The organism is Pseudomonas meliae, assembly GCF_001400515.1.
Taxonomy (GTDB): domain Bacteria; phylum Pseudomonadota; class Gammaproteobacteria; order Pseudomonadales; family Pseudomonadaceae; genus Aquipseudomonas; species Aquipseudomonas amygdali.
Window position 1 is genome coordinate 14,369 of sequence record NZ_LJQT01000429.1, and the last position, 22,733, is coordinate 37,101.

Consider the following 22,733-nt stretch of genomic DNA (forward strand, 5'->3'; position numbering starts at 1 on the left):
TTCGCGAACAAGTTCGCTCCTACGCCTTTCGGCCAGAAGCGAACTTGTGTGTGACGATAAGCTTGGCGCATGGGCGCGATAATCAAAAGCTGCAAGTGAGGGCTCTCGTACACCGAAGTCCCCCACTTGAAGCTAATAGCTTGAAGCTTACAGCTGCTTTTCAGCTAAAGATGACTCTCCGCGTATTCGGCCAGTATCGAGCGTGGCACGCCTTGCAAGGTGATATGCACGCCGTTAGGGAAGTCCTTGAAGCGCTCCGTCAGGTAGGTCAGCCCGGAACTGGTGGCTGACAGGTAAGGGGTGTCGATCTGCGCCAGGTTGCCCAGGCAGACCACTTTGGAACCGGCGCCGGCACGGGTGATGATGGTTTTCATCTGGTGCGGGGTCAGGTTCTGGCATTCATCGATCAGAATCAGGCTTTGCTGGAAGCTGCGACCTCGAATGTAGTTGAGGGATTTGAACTGCAACGGCACCTTGCTGAGGATGTAGTCGACACTGCCATGAGTGTTTTCATCATCCATGTGCAGGGCTTCAAGGTTGTCGGTGATCGCGCCAAGCCAAGGCTCCATCTTTTCCGCCTCGGTGCCGGGCAGGAAGCCAATCTCCTGATCCAGGCCCTGAACGCTACGGGTAGCGATGATGCGCCGATAACGCTTGGTGACCATGGTCTGCTCGATGGCAGCCGCCAACGCCAGAATGGTTTTACCCGAACCAGCGGCACCGGACAGGTTGACCAGGTGAATATCCGGGTCGAGCAGTGCGAACAACGCCAGCCCCTGATAGATATCACGCGGTTTCAGGCCCCAGGCCTCCTGATGCAGCAGTGGCTCCTGATGCATATCCAGAATCAGCAGTTCGTCGTTCTTGACGCCCTTGATCCAGCCTACGAAGCCCTGTTCATCGACAATAAACTCGTTGATATGAACCGCAGGCAGCATTTCATTGAGCTGCACGCGGTGCCAGGTACGGCCACGCTCCTGACGGGTGTCGACCTTGTTGACGCGGTCCCAGAACGAACCGGTCATGTCGTGGTAGCCACGCGACAACAGCGAAACGTCGTCGACCAGCTGGTCGGTGCTGTAATCTTCGGCCGCAATGCCGCAGGCGCGCGCCTTGAGGCGCATGTTAATGTCTTTGGTCACCAGCACCACGCTCAAGTCCTTGTTGCGCGCATGCAGGTCGATCAATTGGTTGATGATGATGTTGTCGTTGAGGTGCTCGGGCAGCAGGCTGTTGGGTTCCTCGCGCTTGCTCATCAAAATCGACAGAAAACCTTTGAAAACACCGGTCCCGCGGTCAATCGGCACGCCCTTTTCAACTTCTTCAGGGTTAGCCTCGCCGAGGGTCTTGTCGATCAGGCGGATGGCCTGGCGACACTCGGCAGCAACCGAATGTTTACCGGCCTTGAGTTTGTCCAGTTCCTCCAGAACCGTCATGGGGATGGCGACGTGGTGTTCTTCGAAATTCAGCAGTGCGTTTGGATCATGGATCAATACGTTGGTATCGAGCACGTAAAGGATCGGCTGGTTAGTGGAAGGGGTGCGTCCGTGGTCATCCATACTCGCTCACCTTTGTAGAAGCCGGGCGACGCAGAACCACGACAGTACTGCGCCACGAAAAGGCCGCCGGATTCTTCCCTTCAGGCAGGGGAGAAATGTCGCTCAAAATGTCGCTCAAGGTGGGTCTTGGAAGACGCCACCTGTGTTGCAGGTTTCGGCGGTCTGTATTCGTAATACAGCAAAAGGGATGACAGAAAAAAGCTCTTTGACAGTTTTTTGAAGTTTATTTCACAGCCTGACGAATAGAGCTTGGCGGACGTACACAGCACGTTTAAAGTCGGAAGTCCGCCCACGCCGAATCTGCCTTCATTCCCCCTCGGGCGCAGCCTCTTCACTGCTCTGCGGCCCTTGTTCTACGGGGCTTTCAGAGATATTCCGGCAATCGTCCCAGATCAAATCGCTTTGCGCGGTATTGGCCAGCAGCAATGGCAGTGCAGACTGCGCCTTGTTGGCCACGTCGTGGAAGACCACCGTGCCCTTGCGCCAGAGCAGCATGAGGGTTAGTACGCGGTCGCCAACCTGCTCTGCCGAAAGCCGCCCGGTATTGTCCTCGGCATCGATGTTCCACAATGACACGCGTAAATGCTCGGCGCGGAAGAAGTCGCCGCTGTCGGNNNTCCCGCCGATGGCCGTAAGGCGGGCGAAACAGCGGCACGAAATTATCCGGCAGCACACGCTGAACCAGTGCCGCACTGCGTTGCACTGAACCCTGCCAGTCCAGCCACTGGCTATGCGAACGATACTCCCACCCTTGAATGCCCACGCACTGCTGGCGATACAGCGCCTGCAAGCTTGTGGTCGATGTGTTGTCGAGGCGTTCCTGAAGGCTCTTGCCCAGCACAAAGAAGGTGGCGGTCATCTTCTGCTGACGCATGAAGTCGGCCAACCAGTCGGTTCCGCCATCGACCGGGCTCGGGCCGCTTTCGAAATTGAGCATGAAGGTGCGGTCCGGCATCTCGTCGCCACTCATCTCATCAGAGTTGTAGCGCTCGATCTCGCTGCTGGTCTGCGGGAACAAGGCAGCCATGAATAGCAGCTCGTTCAAATAACGCTGATGGAACACGGCGCCGGGTCTGGCCCAGTTGGCGTAGAACGAGTCGTTCGACACCTGAAACTCTTCAGCGCGCTGACGTAACTGGTCCATGTCCTCGACCAGCACGCAGAAGTTGGCATCCTGCTCGCAGCTCTTTTGAGCATTCTGATAGTTTTCCAGCAAGCGCAGCCACAGACGATGGCGGACCACGTTCAACGAAGGCACGTTGACGAAGCGCAGGCCGAGGCGCTGCTTGAGCCCTTCCTCGTCCAGCTTCTCGCTGAGGTACAGTTCGTGGGCAAAGGCGAGGATTTCCGCGCGCGACGCGACGTCGAACAACCCCGGCGTTTCAAGGCGCTCGGGCCACACACTGCGGTCTATGGTGGCAGTGACCGGCACCGCCGCCTGCGCCTGGAGCCAGAACAGACCTGCACACACTGCTAAAACAATACGCAAACCCGATGCCCTCTCGATCAACCATTAACATCATGACCAGCGCGCCACTATAGCTGATATGAGCCTGGCTTCTTATGTCGGAGCGCATACAAAGCCGCATGGCATGCTGACGTGGCACACACGGCCTGACTCTATCGCCACCATAGCTGGAGTCGTGGGCCATCAGTCCCTAGAATCCCCGGACGATCAAAGGAGACGACTTCATGCTGATGGTGATTTCCCCGGCAAAAACCCTCGATTTCGAGACCCCGCCCACTACCGGACGCTTCACTCAGCCGCAGTATCTGGATCACTCTCAGGAGTTGATCACCCAACTGCGTGAACTGACGCCAGCGCAGATCAGCGAACTGATGCACCTGTCCGACAAGCTTGCCGGGCTGAACGCGGCACGCTTCGGAAGCTGGAACCCGGCCTTCACGCTCGACAATGCCAAGCAGGCGCTGCTGGCCTTCAAGGGCGATGTGTATACCGGCCTGCAAGCCGAAACACTAAGCGACGCGCAGCTCGACTATGCACAGGATCACCTGCGCATGCTGTCCGGCCTTTATGGGCTGCTGCGCCCGCTGGACCTGATGCAGCCCTATCGCCTGGAAATGGGTACGCGACTGGCAAACGCTCGCGGCAAGGATCTCTACGCGTTCTGGGGCACGCAGATCAGCGAATGGTTGAATGAAGCGCTGGCAGCCCAGGGCGACGACCTGCTGCTCAATCTTGCGTCTACCGAGTACTTTTCTGCGGTCAAACGTTCAGCGCTCAAAGCCCGGATCATTGACACCGAGTTCAAGGACTTCAAGAACGGTCAGTACAAGATCATCAGCTTCTATGCCAAGAAAGCGCGCGGCATGATGAGCCGTTTCGTCATTGAGGAACGTATCAACAGCCCCGAAGCGTTACAGGCGTTCGATGTTCAGGGCTATCGTTATAACCGTGAGCAATCGACGCGCGACAAGTTGGTGTTTTTGCGCAACGTCGTAGAAGACTAGACACTGTAACCGTCGTGTAACGCATCGCTGTTACACGACCTGTCCTACGATCCAACAGCAAATGCCAACATCGTGACGCCAGATAAACGTCAACTTTTCGACGACGCAATCTCGCCTGATTTTTTCATCAAAAAAAATCCACTTTTTTACGTAGTGGCTTTTTGGCCTTTTGCAGTAGTAGCACTTTCATATCTACCCCGCTGAAATCCCCGCGCAATAAGGCTTTTAAGAAAAACGCCATCACCGCGATACTGCCCCTATCATAAACTGGATACAGCAAAATCCGCAAATCAGGACGAGTGGCCCGGAACTAAATGCGAATTCCTACGCTCCTACATCCCGTAACAATTCTGGGCTGACGTGTAAGAGATCACTTACAGGTCGACTGGAAAAATGGGAAGTTACCGACAGGGAAGCCAGGTTCATGTAACGCTGGCGTCAGGTACCAGAACTAAACTCACATCACTAGTTGATGTTGTAGACAGGCGAAGCGCCCAACAGGTGTGATGCGCAGGATTCGACAAGGTCAGCCAAGGCTCTAGTCAGAGGCTTTCCGAACGAGGTCCGCCGTCAATCGTCAAACAGGAGTGGTTTACTGCATCCAAGGAGAGCAGGGCCCTGCCCACCGGACAGGTCACTTGCCGCTTGTACTTAGTGTCATTTGAGTTCGCCTCACCTATTTGGGCACTCACTCATTAAATATGCCTGCGTTAGTTCCACGGCGTTGTTAGCCGTAAAGGATGGCGCGTGACATCTGCTGGCCAAAATTAATATCCAGCCAATTTATGGCGTGAAAAATCGAGGAGAATACGATGCGTATCAGCATATTTGGTTTGGGTTATGTCGGTGCAGTCTGTGCCGGTTGCCTGTCTGCCCGCGGTCACGATGTAGTTGGTGTGGATATTTCCAGCACCAAGATCGATCTGATCAACAACGGCAAATCACCTATCGTTGAACCAGGTCTGGAAGAGCTGCTGCAGAAAGGTATCAGTACCGGAAAACTGCGCGGCACTACCGACTTCGCCGAAGCCATTCGCGCCACTGACCTGTCGATGATCTGTGTCGGTACGCCGAGCAAGAAGAACGGCGATCTGGAACTCGATTACATCGAGTCGGTATGCCGCGAAATCGGCTATGTCCTGCGTGACAAAGCCACCCGCCACACGATCGTTGTTCGCAGTACTGTGTTGCCAGGCACGGTTGCCAACGTGGTCATCCCGATTCTGGAAGACTGCTCCGGCAAAAAAGCCGGTGTTGATTTCGGTGTCGCCGTAAACCCTGAGTTCCTGCGTGAAAGTACCGCAATCAAGGACTACGATCTGCCGCCAATGACCGTGATCGGCGAGTTCGATAAAGCCTCGGGCGACGTACTGCAATCGCTGTACGAAGAACTCGACGCACCGATCATCCGTAAGGACATCGCCGTTGCCGAAATGATCAAGTACACCTGCAACGTGTGGCACGCCACCAAGGTTACTTTCGCCAACGAAATCGGCAACATTGCCAAGGCCGTCGGCGTCGATGGTCGTGAAGTGATGGACGTGGTCTGCCAGGACAAGGCGCTGAACCTGTCCCAGTACTACATGCGCCCAGGCTTCGCATTCGGCGGCTCCTGCCTGCCAAAAGACGTTCGCGCCCTGACCTACCGCGCCAGCAGCCTGGATGTCGAAGCGCCGTTGCTCAACTCGCTGATGCGCAGCAACACCTCGCAAGTGCAGAACGCTTTCGACATGGTTGCCAGCTACGACACCCGCAAGGTTGCACTGTTGGGCCTGAGCTTCAAGGCAGGTACTGACGACCTGCGCGAAAGCCCGCTGGTAGAACTGGCCGAAATGCTGATCGGTAAGGGCTTCGACCTGAGCATCTTCGACAGCAACGTCGAATATGCACGCGTTCACGGTGCCAACAAGGACTACATCGAATCCAAGATTCCGCACGTATCGTCGCTGCTGAATTCGGACTTCGATCAGGTCATCAACGACTCTGACGTGATCATCCTTGGCAACCGCGATGAGCGTTTCCGCGCCCTCGCCAACAAGACTCCCGAAGGCAAGCGCGTCATCGATCTGGTGGGTTTCATGACCAACGCCACCAGCGAAGACGGTCGCGCCGAAGGTATCTGCTGGTAAATCAGCCGCAAGCCACAAGCGCCAGGCTCCAGGCCACAGGCTCAAGCAATGTGCTTGCAGCCTGGGGCTTGAGGCTCGCAACTGACTTAGGGATACGATTATGCAGAGGCTCAAGCACGGCCTGTTACAGGCCGCAGGTTGGCTGTTCTATTTAAGTTTACTCATGGGCCTTGCCGCGGCATTGCCTACCAGTATCTTCGACTCACAGTCGAAGAACTTTATATTCCTGATTGGCGCCGTTGGTATCTGGCGCTACTCGATGGGAATCACGCACTTCGTACGCGGGATGATTTTCCTGTACATCGTCTACCCGCACTTGCGCCGCAAGGTTCGCAAGCTGGGCAGTGCAGCAGACCCGTCCCATGTGTTTCTGATGGTCACCAGTTTCCGCATCGACGCGCTGACCACCGCACAGGTCTACAACTCGGTTATCCGCGAAGCCATCGACTGCGGCCTGCCGACGACTATCGTCTGCTCGCTGGTGGAAATGTCCGATGAGCTGCTGGTCAAGAGCATGTGGGCGAAGTTCAACCCGCCGGAGCGCGTCAAGCTGGACTTCGTACGCATTCCGGGCACAGGCAAGCGCGATGGTCTGGCCTATGGCTTCCGCGCCATCTCGCGTCACTTGCCTGACAGCCGTGCCGTGGTTGCAGTGATCGACGGCGACACCGTGCTCAACGAAGGTGTGGTCGCCAAGACCGTGCCGTGGTTCCAGCTGTTCGACAATGTCGGCGGCCTGACCACCAACGAGTTCTGCGAAGTACGTGGCGGCTACATCATGAGCGAGTGGCACAAGCTGCGTTTCGCTCAGCGTCACATCAACATGTGCTCGATGGCCCTGTCCAAACGCGTATTGACCATGACCGGTCGCATGTCGGTGTTCCGCGCAACCGTTGTAACCGACCCCGAGTTCATTGCCGACGTGGAAAGCGACTCGCTCAATCACTGGCGTCTGGGCACCTTCCGCTTCCTGACCGGCGACGACAAGTCCAGCTGGTTCAGCTTGATGCGCCTGGGGTACGACACGTTCTACGTGCCGGACGCAGCGATCAACACCGTGGAACACCCGCCCGAAAAGAGCTTCCTGAAGGCCAGCCGCAAGCTGATGTATCGCTGGTACGGCAACAACCTTCGTCAGAACTCGCGTGCACTGGGTCTGGGCGTACGTCGCCTGGGGATTTTCACCAGCATCGTACTGTTCGACCAGCGGGTGTCGATGTGGACCTCCATCCTCGGTCTGACCGTCGCCCTGATCGCCAGCTTCAAGTATGGCGGCGCGTTCCTGTTGATGTATCTGCTGTGGATCGGCATGACCCGTCTGATCCTCACCCTGCTGCTGTCCCTCTCGGGACACAGAATCGGGCCTGCCTACCCGATCATTCTCTATTACAACCAGATCGTCGGCGCGCTGATGAAGATCTATGTCTTCTTCCGGCTGGACCGCCAGTCCTGGACACGCCAGGACACCAAACTGAGCCGCGACATGGCTAGCTTTCAAGGCTGGTTCAACACGTGGTCGTCCCGAACCATGACTTTCTCGGCTGGCACCATCTTCGTCGCTGTGCTGTTGACGATGGTTTGACCGGGCCAACGGATTAATCGCTTAAGTAGGAAAATTAGCCATGAATACAGCCGTGAATGCGAACGTCGTACATGAATCCGAAGCCCAGCGCCAACACGCGCGGATCAAGATCCCTGCCAAGCTGCGCCTGCTGAATGATCAGCCCAACGCGCCACTGGTACGTATCGAAGACCTGTCGGCCGGTGGCCTGAGCTTCGTTGCTCCGTCCGGGCAGAAATTCAGCGAAGGGCAGATCGTCAAGGGACGTCTGCAATTCATCATCGACAACCTTGGCCTGGCCATGGACGTCGATCTGCAGGTGCGCTCGATCGACAACGCCAGCAACCGCATCGGTTGCCAGTTCCAGAATCTGGAACCTCAGGACATCGCTACCCTGCGCCACCTGATTACCTCGCACCTGTCCGGCGAAGTCGTCACCCTGGGCGAAGTGCTGGCCACGCTGCAGCGCGACAACTTCACCAAGGCACGCAAGGTCAAGGGCAAGGACAGCGGCATGAGCGCCATGGGTCGCCTGCGCGCCGTGACCTTCAGCCTGGGCGTGTTCATTGTCGGTCTGGCCGCTTTCGGCTTCATCTTCAAGACAATCTACGGCCTGTACTTCGTCAGCCATGCATCGGCCGGTCTGGTCACCATTCCAAGCATGGACGTGACCATGCCACGTGAAGGTACCGTACAAAGCCTGGTCGCCCAGAATGGCGAAGCCGCCAAAGGCGCGCCACTGGCAACCTTCAACACCAGCATGCTGGAAATGCTCAAAGGCAGCCTGACCGGTGAAGACCTGCAGCCCGCCAAGATCGAAGAGCTGTATGGCAAGCAGATGAGCGGCACCATGACCAGCCCGTGCGATTGCGTCGTGGCTCGCCAACTGGTTGCCGACGGTCAGTTCGCGTCCAAGGGTCAGGTGATCTTCCAACTGGTGCCACGCAACGCGCCGGCCACTGTTGAAGCTCGCTTCACCTATCGCCAGTTCAACGACGTCAAGCCAGGCACACGTGTCAGCTTCCAGATCGCTGGCGAAGACAAACTGCGCACTGGTCAGATCGTCAGCAGCACCAACCTCAGCGACGCCGACCTGTCCACTGACATCCGCGTGCAGATCAAGCCTGACGAAAGCCTGAGCCGCTCGCTTGCCGGTCGCCTTGTCGAAGTGGTCAGCGATCGCGGCCCGTCCGTGAACTGGCTGATCGATAAAGCAATGGCTGCGGGTCTGTAACCATGAACAGCCCACTACGACGCCTGTCGACCCCCACGCTACTGAGCCTCGCCGTCGCGCTCGGCCTGAGCGGCTGTGCCGGCCTGCCTGATCAACGCCTTGCCAATGAAGCCCTGAAAAACGGCGACACTGCATTGGCGGAGCAGAACTATCGGCAGCTGGCGGACCTGGGCTACAGCGACGCGCAAGTCGGCCTGGCTGATATTCAGGTCGCGACTCGCGACCCGGCTCAGCTCAAGCAGGCCGAGGCTACCTACCGCGCTGCCGCGCAGACCTCCCCTCGGGCGCAGTCGCGCCTGGGCCGTCTGCTGGCGGCCAAGCCCGACGCTACCGAAGCCGAACATCGCGAAGCCGAAGGCCTGCTGAAAAAGGCCTTCGCCAATGGCGAATCCGGCACCCTGATCCCGCTGGCGATGCTGTATCTGCAATACCCGCACACCTTCCCTGAAGTGAATGCGCAACAGAAGATCAGTGAGTGGCGCGCTGCCGGTTATCCGGAGGCAGGTCTGGCTCAGGTGCTGCTGTATCGCACGCAAGGCACTTATGCTCAACACCTCGATGAGGTCGAGAGCATCTGCAAACAGGCACTGTCAGCCACGGATATCTGCTACGTCGAGCTGGCTACTGTCTACCAGACACGCGGCCAGGCCGAGCAGCGCACGGCCTTGATCGAAAAGCTCAAGAGCGACTACGCCGCTGGCCGCGTCAATGCTCAACGTGTGGACAGCGTCGCGCGTGTACTGGGTGACTCCACCATCGGTACACCAGACGAAAAGACCGCTCAGCAATTGCTGGAAAACGTTGCGCCGGGCTACCCGATCTCGTGGGTCACGCTGGCCAAACTGCTTTACGACTTCCCCGAACTGGGCGACGTCAACAAGATGATGGAATACCTGAACAACGGCCGCGCGGCGGACCAGCCTCGCGCCGAGCTGCTGCTTGGACGCCTGTACTACGAAGGCAAATGGGTCACGCCCGATGCCTTCAAGGCCGAGGAGCACCTGAAGAAAGCCACAGCAACGGAGATTTCCGCCCATTACTACCTGGGTCAGATCTACCGCCGTGGCTACCTCGGTCAGGTGTACTCGCAAAAAGCCGTGGACGAGTTGCTGACCGCAGCCCGTGGTGGCCAGAACAGCGCAGATTTCGCCCTCGCGCAACTGTTCTCGCAGGGCAAGGGCACGATGCCCGACCCGGTCAACGCCTGGGTGTTCGCGCAACTGGCGCTGGCCAGTCAGACCCCGCAAGCGACCGAGCTTGCCGAGGCCCTCAATACACAACTGCCGCCTGAAAAGCTCGCCACCGCCAAAGACCTGTTGGCACGCGAGCAAAAAGTCCGGGGCGCTACCGCTACTCAGAACGCGATGGCGATGCAGGCCCTGCAAGAAGAAAAAGACGGTGAGGAAGCATTATGAAGTTGAATCCCCTGATGGCTGCTGGCATGGGCCTTGGCTTCACCCTGTTGTGGGCCTGCCCGACGCTGGCAGCGCTGACCGAAGAACAGAATTTCGGTATCGAAGTGAAAGCCACGGCACAGGCCGAGGATGATCGCGATCTGGGCACCCGTTCGGGCGGCGACGTCAACGGTGTGGGCCTGGACCTGCGCCCTTGGGTCTATGGTGAGCGCGGCAACTGGAGCGGTTATGCCATGGGCCAGGTGGTCACCGCCACCGACACCATTCAGACCGACCCGCTGGAGCAGAGCAACAGCGACGGCAGCGGCACGCAAACCTCCCGTGGCACTGCCAGCGAACGCGAAGTCGACAAGTCCTATGCTGCGCTGCGTGAATTCTGGATCGGCTACAGTGGCTTCACGCCCTACCCCGGCGAAATCCTCAAAGTGGGTCGTCAGCGTCTGCGCAACGACGATGGTCAGTGGCATGACACCAATATCGAGGCCATCAACTGGAACTTCGATACCACCTTGCTGCGTGCCGAACTGGGTGCCGCCCAGCGCTTCAGCGAATACCGCACCGACCTGACCGAACTGGCACCCGACGACGAAGACCGCAAGCACCTGTTCGGTTCCGCCAGCTACCAGTGGACCCCCGGCCATTGGGCAGGCGTGCGCGCTCATTACAGCCATGACGACGGCAAGCTCAAGTCTCAGGGCGAGCAACTGGATGATCTGGACAAGACGTCCAACGGCAACCTGACCTGGCTGGGTCTGCAAGCCGACAGCGATGCCTACAACTATCGCAACACCACCCCGCTCAATTACTGGGGCAGCCTGACCTGGCTGAACGGTACACGCGACGAAATCGGCGTGACTTCCGCAGGCAACGACCAGTTCATCGCCGGCGAGAAAAACGACCGCGACATGAATGGCTGGGCCACTGACCTGGGTCTGCGTCTGCGTCTTGACCCGCAATGGCAAGTCGGTGCGGCTTACTCGCGCGCCAGCAAGGATTACGTCCAGAACGGTCTGGAGAGCAACCGCTCGAACTGGACCGGCACGCGTTCGCGCATCCATCGTTTCGGCGAAGCGTTCCAGGGCGAAATGGCCAACGTGGAAAGCGGCTCGCTGTTCGCCTCCTGGCAGATGAACGAGGAATACGATGCGTCGCTGATCTACCACAAGTTCCGTCGAGTGGACGGCAACACCGGTATTGGCGGCTCGGGTATCAATGCAGTGCGTGAAAACGGCAACAGCAACACGTTCAGTTCGCTGCCGCTGGAAGACGGGCGCAAGGACCTGGGTCAGGAAATGGACCTGGTCGTGACCAAGTACTTCAAACAAGGCCTGCTGCCCGCCTCGCTCAGCCAGTCGTTCGACGAACCTTCGGCACTGGTGCGCTTGCGCGCAGGTGTCTTCAAGCCCGGCGATGCGTATCACAACGGCGTGGATGAATACATGCACCGCGCTGTTGTCGACGTCATCTGGCGCTTTTGATGCGAACCGCCAAAGGAGTGCCAGAGATGAACAGTCATACAAGCAATGGGCGTAGCCGAAGCTGGCCGCATGCCCTGCTCGAAAGCGCACTGCTGACCAGCGCTCTGCTGATGGCCAGCGGTGTGGCGCTGGCTAACGCCCCTGTCGTAACCGATGCACAGAAGGCGGTGGTCAAGGAGTTGCACCAGGCCAAGACCTACACCATCACCAGCCCGCCGACCGAGCCCTTGGAAATGTCCAAGCCGGTGTTGCCAGACCTCAAGGGCTATACCGCAGAAGCCGCCTTGAAAAAGATCGTGCGCAACAAGCCGGGTAAGGTGACTGTATCGCGGATGATGGAAGAAACCGGCCTGAAGGAATTCATCGGCGGCGATAACAAGATGGCCGAATGGGTCAACCGTCAGCGCGGCATCCCGCAGGCCATCATGATTTCCGACGGCTACGTGAGCCTGCAGGACCTGGCCAAAAAGGTCCCCAAGCAGTTTCTCAATGAAGTGTCGCCGGGTGTCTATGTGGCGCGCCTGCCGATTCTGATCAAGGAGACCGGGATCTTCGAGATCGACAGCAAGACCAAGGAATTGCGTCTGTCTCAGGAAAAAGGTTCGTTCATCGTCAGCGAAGGCAAGATGCTGATCACCCACACTCAGGTCAACGCCTGGAGTGAAACCCGCAACAGCCTGGCGACCTATCGCAAGCCTGACGAGTTTCGTCCGTTTCTGTTGACCTGGGGTGGCTCGGAAACCTGGATCGCCAATACCAAAATGGCGAGCATGGGCTACGACCAGAGCAAGTCCTATGGCATCAGTATTTCCCAGTACACACCCAACACCGCGAAGATTCTCAAGCGTGCCGAACCGACAGGCTGGATCATCGATTCAGAGTTCTCGGACATGTGGTACGGCTTCTACTGCTATGAAACCCGCGATTTCGTGGTCAAAGGCAACACCTACCGCGACAACATCATTTACGGCATTGACCCGCACGACCGTTCGCACGGTCTGATCATCGCCGAAAACGACGTTTACGGGACCAAGAAGAAGCACGGGATCATCATTTCCCGGGAAGTCGACAACAGCTTCATCTTCCGCAACAAGAGCCACAACAACAAATTGTCCGGCGTGGTTCTGGACCGTAACAGCGTCGGCAACATCGTCGCCTACAACGAGATTTACCAGAACCACACTGACGGCATCACCCTGTACGAAAGCGGCAACAACCTGCTGTGGGGCAATCGCGTGATTGCCAACCGCCGCCACGGTATCCGCGTGCGTAACAGCGTGAATATCAAGCTGTACGAGAACGTCGCCATGGGCAACGGCCTGATGGGCGTTTACGGCCACATCAAGGACTTGAGCGACACCGACCGCGACATTGAGCTCGATCCGTTCGACGCTCAGGTCTCGCTGATCATGGTTGGCGGCGAACTGTCCAGCAATGGTTCCGGCCCGCTGTCCATTGACTCGCCACTGAGTGTCGAGCTGTATCGCGTCTCGATGCTGATGCCTACCAAAGAAGTCGGCATCAGCCTCAACGGCGTCCTCGGTGAGCGCCAGGACGAAATCCTCGACCTGCTGGTACGCCAGAAGAAAGCCGTATTGATCGACCCCGTCGAAAGCCAGACCGAGCTGCGGGAATGAGGAAGGGTATTGTTATGCACGCACATCTGATCAAGCTGTTGAGCCTGTCCAGCCTCACCGCCGCCTTGATGGCCGCCGCTGGTGTCGCTCGGGCAGACGACTCGCAAGCGCCGACGTTCAAGGCCGAGCCTTGCTGCTCTCTGTGCCCGGCCGCGCATGACGCGAAAAACTACACCACGCGTTATCAGCAGAACTTCACCACACTGGTCCAGGCTCAGGGCGACTGGCTGTTCCGGACTCAGGAAGACCTGCGCACCGAATTCGACACCACGCCTGCCGGCTACCGCCGCATGAAAGAACTGCACGATGCGTTCAAAAGCAAAGGCGTCGAACTGGTCGTGGTGTATCAGCCGACCCGTGGTCTGGTAGATCGCAACAAGCTGTTTCCAGCCGAGCGCGACAAGTTCGACTACGACAAGGCGCTGAAAAACTATCAGGCCATGCTCGGCCGCTTCAGCAAGATGGGTTACTGGGTCCCGGACCTGTCGCCGTTGACCAACGAGCAGCAGGCGCATGACTTCTACTTCCGCGGTGACCAGCACTGGACGCCTTACGGCGCACAACGCACGGCGAAAATCGTCGCTGAAACCGTGAAGAAGGTTCCGGGTTACAGCGACATCCCCAAGCGTGAGTTCGAAAGCCATATTTCCGGACGCATGGGCAAAACGGGCACTTTGCACAATATGGCGGGTCAATTGTGCGGCACCAGCTATGCGATCCAGTACATGGATCAGTTCACCACCGAACCCAAGGGTGAGGCGGGCGACGGTGACCTGTTCGGCGATTCCGGCAACCCGGAGATCACGCTGGTCGGCACCAGTCACAGCGGCAAGAACTACAACTTCGCTGGCTTCCTGCAGGAATACATGGGTGCCGACGTGTTGAACGTAGCGTTCCCTGGTGGTGGTCTGGAAGGTTCGATGCTGCAGTACCTGGGCAGTGAAGACTTCCAGAAGCGTCCGCCGAAGATTCTCATCTGGGAATTCTCGCCGCTGTATCGCCTGGATCAGGAGACCATCTATCGCCAGATGATGTCGCTGCTGGACAACGGCTGTGAAGGCAAGCCTGCCGTCATGAGCGCCAGCACCACGCTTAAGCCGGGTACCAACGAATTGCTGGTCAATGGTAAGAATGGCATCAAGGATATCCGCAACGGCAGCAATCAGATCGATATCAAGTTTGACGATACTTCGGTGAAAGTCCTTCAAGCCAGGCTCTGGTACATGAACGGGCGTCACGAAGATCTGAAAATCGAAAAACCGGAAACGTCCGATACTGACGGACGCTTCGCGTTCGAACTGCGCGAAGACGAGGACTGGGCTAACCAGCAATTGCTGGCGCTGGAGATCCAGGGACCGGAAGCAGGCACGGCACCACAGAAAGTCGAAGCCAAAGTATGCAAACGCAACGTGTTCCCGAGCGCTGCGACACACACCGCTCAATCCAGACTATGAGGTGACTTATGCAGACTCCTAAACTGATACGCCCTACCCTGCTGTCGATGGCAATTCTGTCATCGATGGCCTGGGCTACGGGTGCGTCCGCCGCACTGGTTCCACCCAAGGGCTATGACGCCCCGATCGAAAAAATGAAGACGGGCGATCACAATTTCAGCTGTGAAGCCATTCCAAAGCCGTACACCGACAAGCTGGTTTTCCGCAGCAAGTACGAAGGTTCGGACAAGGCACGTGCGACCCTCAACGCCGTGTCGGAAGAAGCCTTTCGCGATGCGACCAAGGACATCACCGACCTTGAGCGCGGCGTCAGCAAAGTCGTGATGCAGTACATGCGCGACGGTCGTCCGGAACAGCTCGATTGCGCGCTGAACATGATGACTACCTGGGCCAAGGCCGATGCGCTGGAATCTCGCGAGTTCAACCACACCGGCAAGTCAATGCGCAAATGGGCACTGGGCAGCATGTCCTCCGCCTACCTGCGTCTGAAGTTCTCAGAGTCGCATCCGCTGGCCAATCGTCAGCAGGACGCGAAGATCATCGAAGCATGGTTCAGCAAGCTGGCCGACCAGGTGGTCAGCGACTGGAGCAACCTGCCGCTGGAAAAAATCAACAACCACTCGTACTGGGCCGCCTGGTCAGTGATGGCAACCGCCGTAGCCACCAATCGACAGGACCTCTTCGACTGGGCTGTGAAGGAATACAAGGTCGCCGCCAATCAGGTGGACAAGGACGGTTTCCTGCCTAACGAGATGAAGCGTCGTCAACGCGCGCTGTCGTATCACAACTACGCACTGCCGCCGCTCGCGATGATCGCCAGTTTCGCCCAGGCCAACGGTGTCGATCTGCGTCCGGAAAACAATGGTGCCTTGAAGCGCCTGGGTGACCGTGTGCTGGCCGGCGTCAAGGATCCTTCGATTTTCGCTGAACACAACGGCGAGAAGCAGGACATGACGGACCTGAAGAAAGATCCGAAATTCGCCTGGCTCGAACCGTACTGCTCGCTCTACACCTGCAGCCCGGATGTGCTGGAAGAGAAACACGAAAAGCAGCCGTTCAAGACTTTCCGCCTGGGCGGTGACCTGACCAAGGTTTACGACCCGACGCACGAGAAAGGCGACAAGGGCGATAACGACGGCTCCTGATTCACTGTTGTTATTTGTAGGAGCGGACTTGTCCGCGAAGCCCCACGCCCAAGCGATGCATCCATGAGACCGGACCTCGCCTGAGCTGCTTCACCGACAAGCCGTAACGCGACGTGTTTTACCCCCCAATTTCAACGGGGGGTTTGGGGGGGCTTTGAGCCCTTGAATGTTGGACAAACGGAGAGATAAGGATGGTTTTCTCATCCAACGTGTTCCTGTTCCTGTTCATGCCGATCTTCCTCGGCTTGTACTACCTGAGCGGGCAACGCTATCGCAATCTGCTGTTGCTGATTGCCAGCTATATCTTCTACGCCTGGTGGCGTGTGGACTTTCTGGCGTTGTTCGTCGGCGTGACCGTCTGGAACTACTGGATCGGTCTAAAGGTAGGCGCAGCAGGTGTGCGGACCAAACCGGCACAGCGCTGGCTGCTGCTCGGCGTAATCGTGGACCTGTGTATTCTGGGCTACTTCAAATACGCCAACTTCGGTGTGGACAGCATCAACGCAGCCATGACCTCGATGGGTCTTGAACCGTTCATCCTGACCCACGTGCTGTTGCCGATCGGTATCTCGTTCTATGTCTTCGAGTCCATCAGCTACATCATCGACGTTTACCGCGGCGACACCCCGGCCACGCGCAACCTGATCGACTTCGCTGCATTCGTCGCGATCTTCCCGCACTTGATCGCCGGCCCCGTGCTGCGTTTCCGCGACCTGGCCGACCAGTTCAACAACCGCACTCACACGCTGGACAAGTTCTCTGAAGGTGCCACGCGCTTCATGCAGGGCTTCATCAAGAAAGTGTTCATCGCCGACACCCTGGCCGTGGTCGCCGACCACTGCTTCGCTCTGCAGAACCCGACCACCGGCGATGCCTGGCTGGGCGCACTGGCCTACACCGCGCAGTTGTACTTCGACTTCTCCGGTTACAGCGACATGGCCATTGGTCTGGGTCTGATGATGGGTTTCCGCTTCATGGAAAACTTCAAGCAGCCCTACATCAGCCAGTCGATCACCGAGTTCTGGCGTCGCTGGCACATCAGCCTGTCCACCTGGCTGCGTGACTACCTGTACATCACCCTGGGCGGCAACCGTGGCGGCAAGTTCGCGACTTATCGCAACCTGTTCCTGACCATGCTGCTGGGCGGTTTGTGGCACGGTGCCAACGTCACCTACATCATCTGGGGTGCCTGGCACGGCATGTGGCTGGCCATCGAGAAAGCGGTCGGCATCAACACCAAGCCTTACAGCTTCAACCCGATTCGCTGGGCACTGACCTTCTTGCTGGTGGTCATAGGCTGGGTCATCTTCCGCGCCGAAAACCTGCATGTCGCCGGTCGTATGTACGGCACCATGTTCAGCTTCGGCGAGTGGCAGCTGTCGGAACTCAACCGCGCCAGCCTGACCGGTCTGCAAGTTGCAACGCTGGTGGTGGCTTATCTGACGCTGGCGTTCTTCGGTCTGCGCGACTTCTACCAGAACCGCGAAAAAGACACCGGCAAGAGCGCCAAGGCTGACGGTCCTGCGACCGCACAACCGGGCACCATCAAGGCCGTTCCCGGCGATGCTCCCGGCAGTCTGCACCTGCCAGGCTACACCGTGGGCAGCGAAGCCCAGGTGCAGCCCGCGTACTGGGTTGCCGACTGGCCACGTTATGCCATGCGTGCACTGATCCTGCTGCTGTTCGTGGCTTCGATTCTCAAACTCTCGGCGCAAAGCTTCTCGCCGTTCCTTTACTTCCAGTTCTGAGGAGCCTGACATGACCCGTTCATTACGAATCCTCTATATCGCCATCTTCCTGGCCATTTTGCTGGTCCTGGGCATCTGGTCGCTGCGCAGTTTCAGCACCTTCTCGACCTCGGCCGAGACCACCGTGCTCAACGGCAAGTGGACCAAGGCGGCGGAAACTCATTACGACGATGAGTTCCCGATCAAGCGTCTGGGCACCAACCTGTGGGCAGCGCTGGACTTCAAACTGTTCAACGAAGGTCGTCCGGGTGTTGTGCTTGGCAAGGACCAGTGGTTGTACACCGACGAAGAGTTCGACGCGGTTGCCAACGGCGAGCAGAACGAAGCCGACAACCTGGCGATCATTCAGGGTGTGCGTGACGCGCTGGAAAAACAGGGCACCAAACTGGTCCTGGCGATTGTTCCGGCAAAAACCCGTCTGTACCCGGAGCACATCGGTGACAGCAAGCCTGCCAGCCTGCACACCGACCTGTATCAGCAGTTCCACGCTCAGGTTGCCAAGGCCGGGATCTTTGCCCCGGACCTGCTGGCACCGCTGCAAGCTGCCAAGCAACAGGGCCAGGTTTTCCTGCGCACCGACACCCACTGGACGCCAATGGGTGCCGAAGTCGCCGCGCAGCAACTGAGCGCCGCGATTGCCCAGAAAACGCCACTGGAAGGCGAACCTGAGCAGTTCGTCACACAAGCCAAGGGAACCGAAGCCTACAAAGGTGACCTGACTACATTCCTGCCGCTCGATCCGCTGTTCAGCAACATGCTGCCCAAGCCGGACGAGTTGCAGAAACGCAGTACCGATCCGGTAGCAGGCGAAGCGGCAGGCGTTGACGCACTGTTCGCAGACAGCGACATCCCAGTGGGTCTGGTGGGCACCAGCTACAGCGCCAACCCTAACTGGAACTTCGTCGGTGCCTTGAAAGAAGCGCTGCGCAGCGATGTCGTCAACTACGCCGAAGACGGCCATGGCCCGATCCTGCCGATGCTCAAGTACCTGCAGACCGATGCTTTCAAGAACACCCCGCCGCAAGTGGTGATCTGGGAATTCCCGGAGCGCTACCTGCCGGCACACAACGATCTTGGCGAGTTCGATCCGAAGTGGATCGCCGAGCTGAAGAAATCGCGTGACACCCAAGAAAACGTGGCGCTCAACGCCAAACAATCCGAGTCGCCCAACCGGGCGCAAAACTGAGAGGACTGACTCATGACTTTTAACACTACTGCCAACCGTTCGGCCGCAAAACGCATTTTCAAAACCTGCGCAATGGCCGCAGGTCTGGGCCTGATGTCCCTGCAAGCTTTCGCCGGTGACTCCGCCCTGTACGGCCCGACCGCACCAAAAGGCTCGACCTTCGTGCGTGTCTACAACGCCAGCAACGCCGAAATCAGCGCCACCGTTGGCAACACCAACCTCAACGAAGTCGCGCCACTGGGCAGCACTGCGTTCAGCTTCATGCCACAGGGCGACTACACCGCCAAGCTGGGCAGCCAGAGCCTGCCGGTGAAACTGGCGGGTGATCACTACTACACTATCGTCAACAACGCCAGCGGCAAACCGCAGCTGGTTGAAGAGCCGCCGTTCAAGAACAAGCAGAAATCCCTGGTTCGCGTTCAGAACCTCAGCGACAAGTCCCTGACTCTGAAAACCGCCGACGGCAAGACCGAAGTGGTCAACGCTGTAGCGGCCAAAGGCACCGGCGAGCGTGAGATCAACCCGGTCAAAGTCAGCCTGGCGCTGTACGACGGCGACAAGAAAGTCACCGATGTGAAACCAGTGGCACTGGAGCGTGGCGAAGCCGCTGTGCTCTACATCACCGGCAGTGGCAGCAGCCTCTCGCCAGTGTGGGTCAAGCCACCGGTCGCAACCCGCTAAACGGATTATGCAGGTCGGTTCAGGGCATCAGCGCTGAACCGACCCGCGCGGAACAAGAACAAGACAGAAACGACAGACACCTCGTACGGCCCTAATTGAATGCTTTTGGAGAAACAAAATGATTCCAGTTATCTTGTCAGGCGGTAGTGGTTCACGACTCTGGCCGCTTTCGCGTAAACAATTCCCTAAACAGTTCCTGGCACTGACCGGCGAGCACACCCTGTTCCAGCAAACCCTGGAGCGTCTGGTGTTCGAAGGCATGCAGGAGCCTATCGTGGTCTGCAACAAGGACCACCGTTTCATCGTCAACGAGCAACTCGCTGCGCTGAACCTGGAAACCCAGGCGATCCTCATGGAACCGTTCGGCCGCAACACGGCGCCAGCCGTTGCCCTGACCGCCATGAAGCTGGTCAACGAAGGCAACGACGGCCTGATGCTGGTGCTGCCAGCCGACCACGTCATCGAAGACCAGAAAGCCCTGCAACGCGCACTGGCACTGGCAACTGTAGCCGCAGAACGCGGCGAAATGGTGCTGTTCGGCGTACCGGCCAACAAGCCTGAAACCGGCTATGGCTACATCAAGTCCACCGCCGATGCCCTGCTGCCCGAAGGCGTCAGCCGCGTATCGCAATTCGTCGAAAAACCTGACGAAAAACGCGCCAGGGAATTCGTCGAAGCCGGTGGTTACTACTGGAACAGCGGCATGTTCCTGTTCCGCGCCAGCCGCTTCCTGGAAGAGCTGAAAAAGCACGATCCGGACATCTACGACACCTGCCTGCTGACCCTTGAGCGCAGCGTGCAGGACGGCGATGCGCTGGAAATCGACGCTTCCACCTTCGCTTGCTGCCCGGACAACTCCATCGACTACGCGGTCATGGAAAAAACCCAGCGCGCCTGCGTTGTGCCGCTGTCGGCTGGCTGGAGCGATGTCGGCTGCTGGTCATCGCTGTGGGAAGTCAACGCCAAGGACGCCAACGGCAACGTCACCAAGGGCGACGTGGTCATCCAGGACAGCCGCAACTGCATGATCCACGGCAACGGCAAACTGGTGTCGGTGATCGGTCTGGACAACATCGTGGTCGTCGAAACCAAGGACGCGATGATGATTGCCCACAAGGACAAGGTCCAAGGCGTCAAGCAGATGGTCGCCACCCTCAACGAACAGGGCCGCACCGAGACCCAGAACCACCTCGAAGTGTACCGTCCGTGGGGCTCCTACGATTCGGTAGACATGGGCGGTCGCTTCCAGGTCAAGCGCATCTCCGTCAAGCCAGGCGCTTGCCTGTCGCTGCAGATGCACCACCACCGCGCCGAACACTGGATCGTGGTATCCGGTACTGCGCAGGTCACCTGTGACGAAAACGTGTTCCTGCTCACCGAAAACCAGTCCACCTACATCCCGATCGCCTCGGTCCACCGCCTGCGCAACCCAGGCAAGATCCCGTTGGAAATCATCGAAGTGCAATCGGGCAGCTACCTGGGCGAAGACGATATCGAGCGTTTCGAAGATATCTATGGTCGTTCGAACGCGCTGGAAGCGGGTGTGAAGACGCAAACTATCGCTCGTTGATAGGGTTTTAGCTGCACGCTACAGGTAACACAGCCCTCGACAACTCTTTGCGCAGATTTATACGCAGAGAGTTGTCGGGGGCTTTTCATTTGCGCGACGTCCCCCTCCCAGGTTCTGTAGGATGTCCAGCATTACCTTTGCTGGAGACCTGCATGTTTATCGGCATCCTGTTGATCCTGACCTGGCTCATCCTTCTGCTCCGCTACCCGGCGAAGGCCTTGCCCGTCTCGCTGGCTGCGGCGGTCGGGCTTGGGGCGGTGGCGGCCATCGTCATCTGGCAGGACAGCCGGGAAACACGCCAGCTTGAGCGTCTGGATATGCGCCTGAGTTACGATCCGCAAAACTGCCCGGCAGATCGTCCGTTGCAGGTCAGCATCACCAATACCAACCAGGTTGCGTTGCAGGAGCTGCGCTGGCGGATCGCGGCCTATGCGCCCGGCGACTCGGTGAATCTGGCGGACAACACCTACACCTCTGCACGCTACCGCGGCCCCGGCGAACTTCAGGCCAAAGGTACGTGGCAGGATTGCGTGCCGCTGCCTGCACTGCGCAATGGCTATCGCCCGCAAACCCTGGAATTTCGCGCAGAACGTCTGCAAGGCAGCTTCTCGGACTGATCACAAGGATCTCCTTCATGCCCATCGCTTTGATTACAGGCTGTTCCAGCGGAATCGGTCGTGCACTGGCCGATGCGTTCAAAGCTACTGGCTATGAAGTCTGGGCCACTGCACGCAAGGCCGAGGATGTCGCTGCACTCAGTGCCGCGGGCTTCATTGCCGTGCAGCTGGATGTCAACGACGGACTGGCGCTGGAGCAACTGGCCGCCGGGCTGGAGCACAGCGGCCTGGATGTGTTGATCAATAACGCTGGCTATGGCGCGATGGGGCCGCTGCTCGACGGCGGCGTGGAGGCCTTGCAGCGGCAGTTTGAAACCAATGTGTTTTCCGTCATCGGCGTTACCCGCGCGCTGTTTGCGGCGCTGCGTCGCAACAAAGGCCTGGTAGTCAATATCGGTAGCGTTTCAGGTGTATTGGTCACCCCGTTTGCAGGTGCTTACTGTGCTTCCAAGGCCGCGGTACATGCCCTCAGCGATGCGCTACGTCTGGAGTTGGCACCATTTGGCGTACAGGTGATGGAGGTCCAGCCCGGCGCCATTGCGTCAAGCTTCGCAAAAAATGCCAGTCATGAAGCCGAACAGTTGATCAGTGAACAATCACCCTGGTGGCCTATCCGCGAAGGCATTCGCGCTCGTGCCAAGGCCTCGCTGGATAACCCGACCCCTGCTACAGAATTCGCTCGCGACCTGCTCAAAGCCGTGCAACAAACCCATCCGCCACGCCTGCTGCGCCTGGGCAACGGCTCACGCCTGCTGCCGCTGATGGCGTGGTTGCTGCCCAAAGGGCTACTGGATATGGGCCTGAGAAAACGCTTTGGATTGAACACCGACTTGTGACGCAGAGCGTC

The 22,733-nt window shown here is 58.3% G+C and carries 16 protein-coding genes and 1 pseudogene; 15 read left to right on the forward strand and 2 right to left on the reverse strand.

Features of this window, described 5'->3' with window-relative positions:
- Window positions 1-164: 164 nt before the first annotated feature.
- Together ALO64_RS19690 and ALO64_RS19695 are read right to left on the reverse strand one after the other, a co-directional pair.
- A complete protein-coding gene (locus ALO64_RS19690) occupies window positions 165-1,559 on the reverse strand; it encodes a PhoH family protein (protein WP_002552259.1) in 1,395 nt (464 codons plus the stop codon).
- A 306-nt stretch (window positions 1,560-1,865) separates the two neighbouring features.
- A pseudogene (locus ALO64_RS19695) lies at window positions 1,866-3,048 on the reverse strand (polysaccharide deacetylase family protein).
- 203 nt (window positions 3,049-3,251) lie between these two features.
- Here ALO64_RS19695 and yaaA point away from each other — a divergent pair.
- From yaaA to ALO64_RS19770, 15 genes are all read left to right on the forward strand, one after another.
- Complete coding sequence (gene yaaA, locus ALO64_RS19700; RefSeq protein ID WP_002552257.1) at window positions 3,252-4,031, forward strand: peroxide stress protein YaaA; 780 nt, start codon at window positions 3,252-3,254, stop codon at window positions 4,029-4,031.
- An 812-nt stretch (window positions 4,032-4,843) separates the two neighbouring features.
- Window positions 4,844-6,160 carry a nucleotide sugar dehydrogenase gene (locus tag ALO64_RS19705; protein ID WP_002552256.1) on the forward strand — a complete coding sequence of 439 codons (1,317 nt, stop codon included), beginning with the start codon at window positions 4,844-4,846 and terminating at the stop codon, window positions 6,158-6,160.
- Window positions 6,161-6,260: 100 nt separating this feature from the next.
- Window positions 6,261-7,742 (forward strand): mannuronan synthase, encoded by a 1,482-nt coding sequence (gene alg8 / locus ALO64_RS19710; RefSeq protein ID WP_002552255.1) that lies wholly within the window; start codon window positions 6,261-6,263, stop codon window positions 7,740-7,742.
- A 40-nt stretch (window positions 7,743-7,782) separates the two neighbouring features.
- Window positions 7,783-8,955, forward strand: coding sequence for an alginate biosynthesis protein Alg44 (locus tag ALO64_RS19715; RefSeq protein ID WP_044343633.1), 1,173 nt, complete (start codon window positions 7,783-7,785; stop codon window positions 8,953-8,955).
- Between the two features lie 2 nt (window positions 8,956-8,957).
- Entirely contained in the window at window positions 8,958-10,370 is a 1,413-nt protein-coding gene (algK, locus tag ALO64_RS19720) for an alginate biosynthesis TPR repeat lipoprotein AlgK (RefSeq protein ID WP_044343634.1), read from the forward strand.
- Window positions 10,367-11,848 (forward strand): alginate export family protein, encoded by a 1,482-nt coding sequence (locus ALO64_RS19725; RefSeq protein WP_004658317.1) that lies wholly within the window; start codon window positions 10,367-10,369, stop codon window positions 11,846-11,848. Before algK ends, ALO64_RS19725 begins: the two co-directional genes overlap by 4 nt.
- A gap of 26 nt (window positions 11,849-11,874) precedes the next feature.
- The gene (gene algG / locus ALO64_RS19730) at window positions 11,875-13,485 is read left to right on the forward strand and encodes a mannuronan 5-epimerase AlgG (RefSeq protein WP_031595140.1); all 1,611 of its coding nucleotides are present in this window, start codon (window positions 11,875-11,877) and stop codon (window positions 13,483-13,485) included.
- Between the two features lie 14 nt (window positions 13,486-13,499).
- Window positions 13,500-14,939: an alginate O-acetyltransferase AlgX-related protein gene (locus ALO64_RS19735; protein WP_044343635.1), complete on the forward strand. Its 1,440-nt coding sequence runs from the start codon at window positions 13,500-13,502 to the stop codon at window positions 14,937-14,939.
- Window positions 14,940-14,947: 8 nt separating this feature from the next.
- Window positions 14,948-16,084, forward strand: coding sequence for a mannuronate-specific alginate lyase (locus tag ALO64_RS19740; protein ID WP_005752927.1), 1,137 nt, complete (start codon window positions 14,948-14,950; stop codon window positions 16,082-16,084).
- A 191-nt stretch (window positions 16,085-16,275) separates the two neighbouring features.
- Entirely contained in the window at window positions 16,276-17,832 is a 1,557-nt protein-coding gene (locus ALO64_RS19745) for an MBOAT family O-acyltransferase (protein ID WP_044343636.1), read from the forward strand.
- 10 nt (window positions 17,833-17,842) lie between these two features.
- On the forward strand, window positions 17,843-19,018 hold the full coding sequence (locus tag ALO64_RS19750; RefSeq protein WP_044343637.1) for an alginate O-acetyltransferase: 1,176 nt from the start codon (window positions 17,843-17,845) through the stop codon (window positions 19,016-19,018).
- Window positions 19,019-19,030: 12 nt separating this feature from the next.
- A complete protein-coding gene (locus ALO64_RS19755; RefSeq protein WP_002552248.1) occupies window positions 19,031-19,699 on the forward strand; it encodes an alginate O-acetyltransferase AlgF in 669 nt (222 codons plus the stop codon).
- 118 nt (window positions 19,700-19,817) lie between these two features.
- The gene (locus ALO64_RS19760; protein WP_004663964.1) at window positions 19,818-21,269 is read left to right on the forward strand and encodes a mannose-1-phosphate guanylyltransferase/mannose-6-phosphate isomerase; all 1,452 of its coding nucleotides are present in this window, start codon (window positions 19,818-19,820) and stop codon (window positions 21,267-21,269) included.
- A 152-nt stretch (window positions 21,270-21,421) separates the two neighbouring features.
- Entirely contained in the window at window positions 21,422-21,886 is a 465-nt protein-coding gene (locus ALO64_RS19765) for a hypothetical protein (RefSeq protein WP_044343638.1), read from the forward strand.
- Between the two features lie 17 nt (window positions 21,887-21,903).
- On the forward strand, window positions 21,904-22,722 hold the full coding sequence (locus ALO64_RS19770; RefSeq protein ID WP_002552245.1) for an SDR family oxidoreductase: 819 nt from the start codon (window positions 21,904-21,906) through the stop codon (window positions 22,720-22,722).
- Window positions 22,723-22,733: the final 11 nt, after the last annotated feature.

What these genes read in the sequence shown, in the direction of transcription:
- ALO64_RS19770 (WP_002552245.1), top strand. Translation starts at nt 21,904, where the DNA reads ATGCCCATCGCTTTGATTACAGGCTGTTCCAGCGGAATCGGTCGTGCA.
- yaaA (WP_002552257.1), top strand. Translation starts at nt 3,252, where the DNA reads ATGCTGATGGTGATTTCCCCGGCAAAAACCCTCGATTTCGAGACCCCG.
- ALO64_RS19735 (WP_044343635.1), top strand. Translation starts at nt 13,500, where the DNA reads ATGCACGCACATCTGATCAAGCTGTTGAGCCTGTCCAGCCTCACCGCC.
- ALO64_RS19740 (WP_005752927.1), top strand. Translation starts at nt 14,948, where the DNA reads ATGCAGACTCCTAAACTGATACGCCCTACCCTGCTGTCGATGGCAATT.
- ALO64_RS19750 (WP_044343637.1), top strand. Translation starts at nt 17,843, where the DNA reads ATGACCCGTTCATTACGAATCCTCTATATCGCCATCTTCCTGGCCATT.
- algG (WP_031595140.1), top strand. Translation starts at nt 11,875, where the DNA reads ATGAACAGTCATACAAGCAATGGGCGTAGCCGAAGCTGGCCGCATGCC.
- algK (WP_044343634.1), top strand. Translation starts at nt 8,958, where the DNA reads ATGAACAGCCCACTACGACGCCTGTCGACCCCCACGCTACTGAGCCTC.
- ALO64_RS19765 (WP_044343638.1), top strand. Translation starts at nt 21,422, where the DNA reads ATGTTTATCGGCATCCTGTTGATCCTGACCTGGCTCATCCTTCTGCTC.
- ALO64_RS19705 (WP_002552256.1), top strand. Translation starts at nt 4,844, where the DNA reads ATGCGTATCAGCATATTTGGTTTGGGTTATGTCGGTGCAGTCTGTGCC.
- ALO64_RS19725 (WP_004658317.1), top strand. Translation starts at nt 10,367, where the DNA reads ATGAAGTTGAATCCCCTGATGGCTGCTGGCATGGGCCTTGGCTTCACC.
- ALO64_RS19690 (WP_002552259.1), bottom strand. Translation starts at nt 1,559, where the DNA reads ATGGATGACCACGGACGCACCCCTTCCACTAACCAGCCGATCCTTTAC.
- ALO64_RS19755 (WP_002552248.1), top strand. Translation starts at nt 19,031, where the DNA reads ATGACTTTTAACACTACTGCCAACCGTTCGGCCGCAAAACGCATTTTC.
- ALO64_RS19760 (WP_004663964.1), top strand. Translation starts at nt 19,818, where the DNA reads ATGATTCCAGTTATCTTGTCAGGCGGTAGTGGTTCACGACTCTGGCCG.
- alg8 (WP_002552255.1), top strand. Translation starts at nt 6,261, where the DNA reads ATGCAGAGGCTCAAGCACGGCCTGTTACAGGCCGCAGGTTGGCTGTTC.
- ALO64_RS19715 (WP_044343633.1), top strand. Translation starts at nt 7,783, where the DNA reads ATGAATACAGCCGTGAATGCGAACGTCGTACATGAATCCGAAGCCCAG.
- ALO64_RS19745 (WP_044343636.1), top strand. Translation starts at nt 16,276, where the DNA reads ATGGTTTTCTCATCCAACGTGTTCCTGTTCCTGTTCATGCCGATCTTC.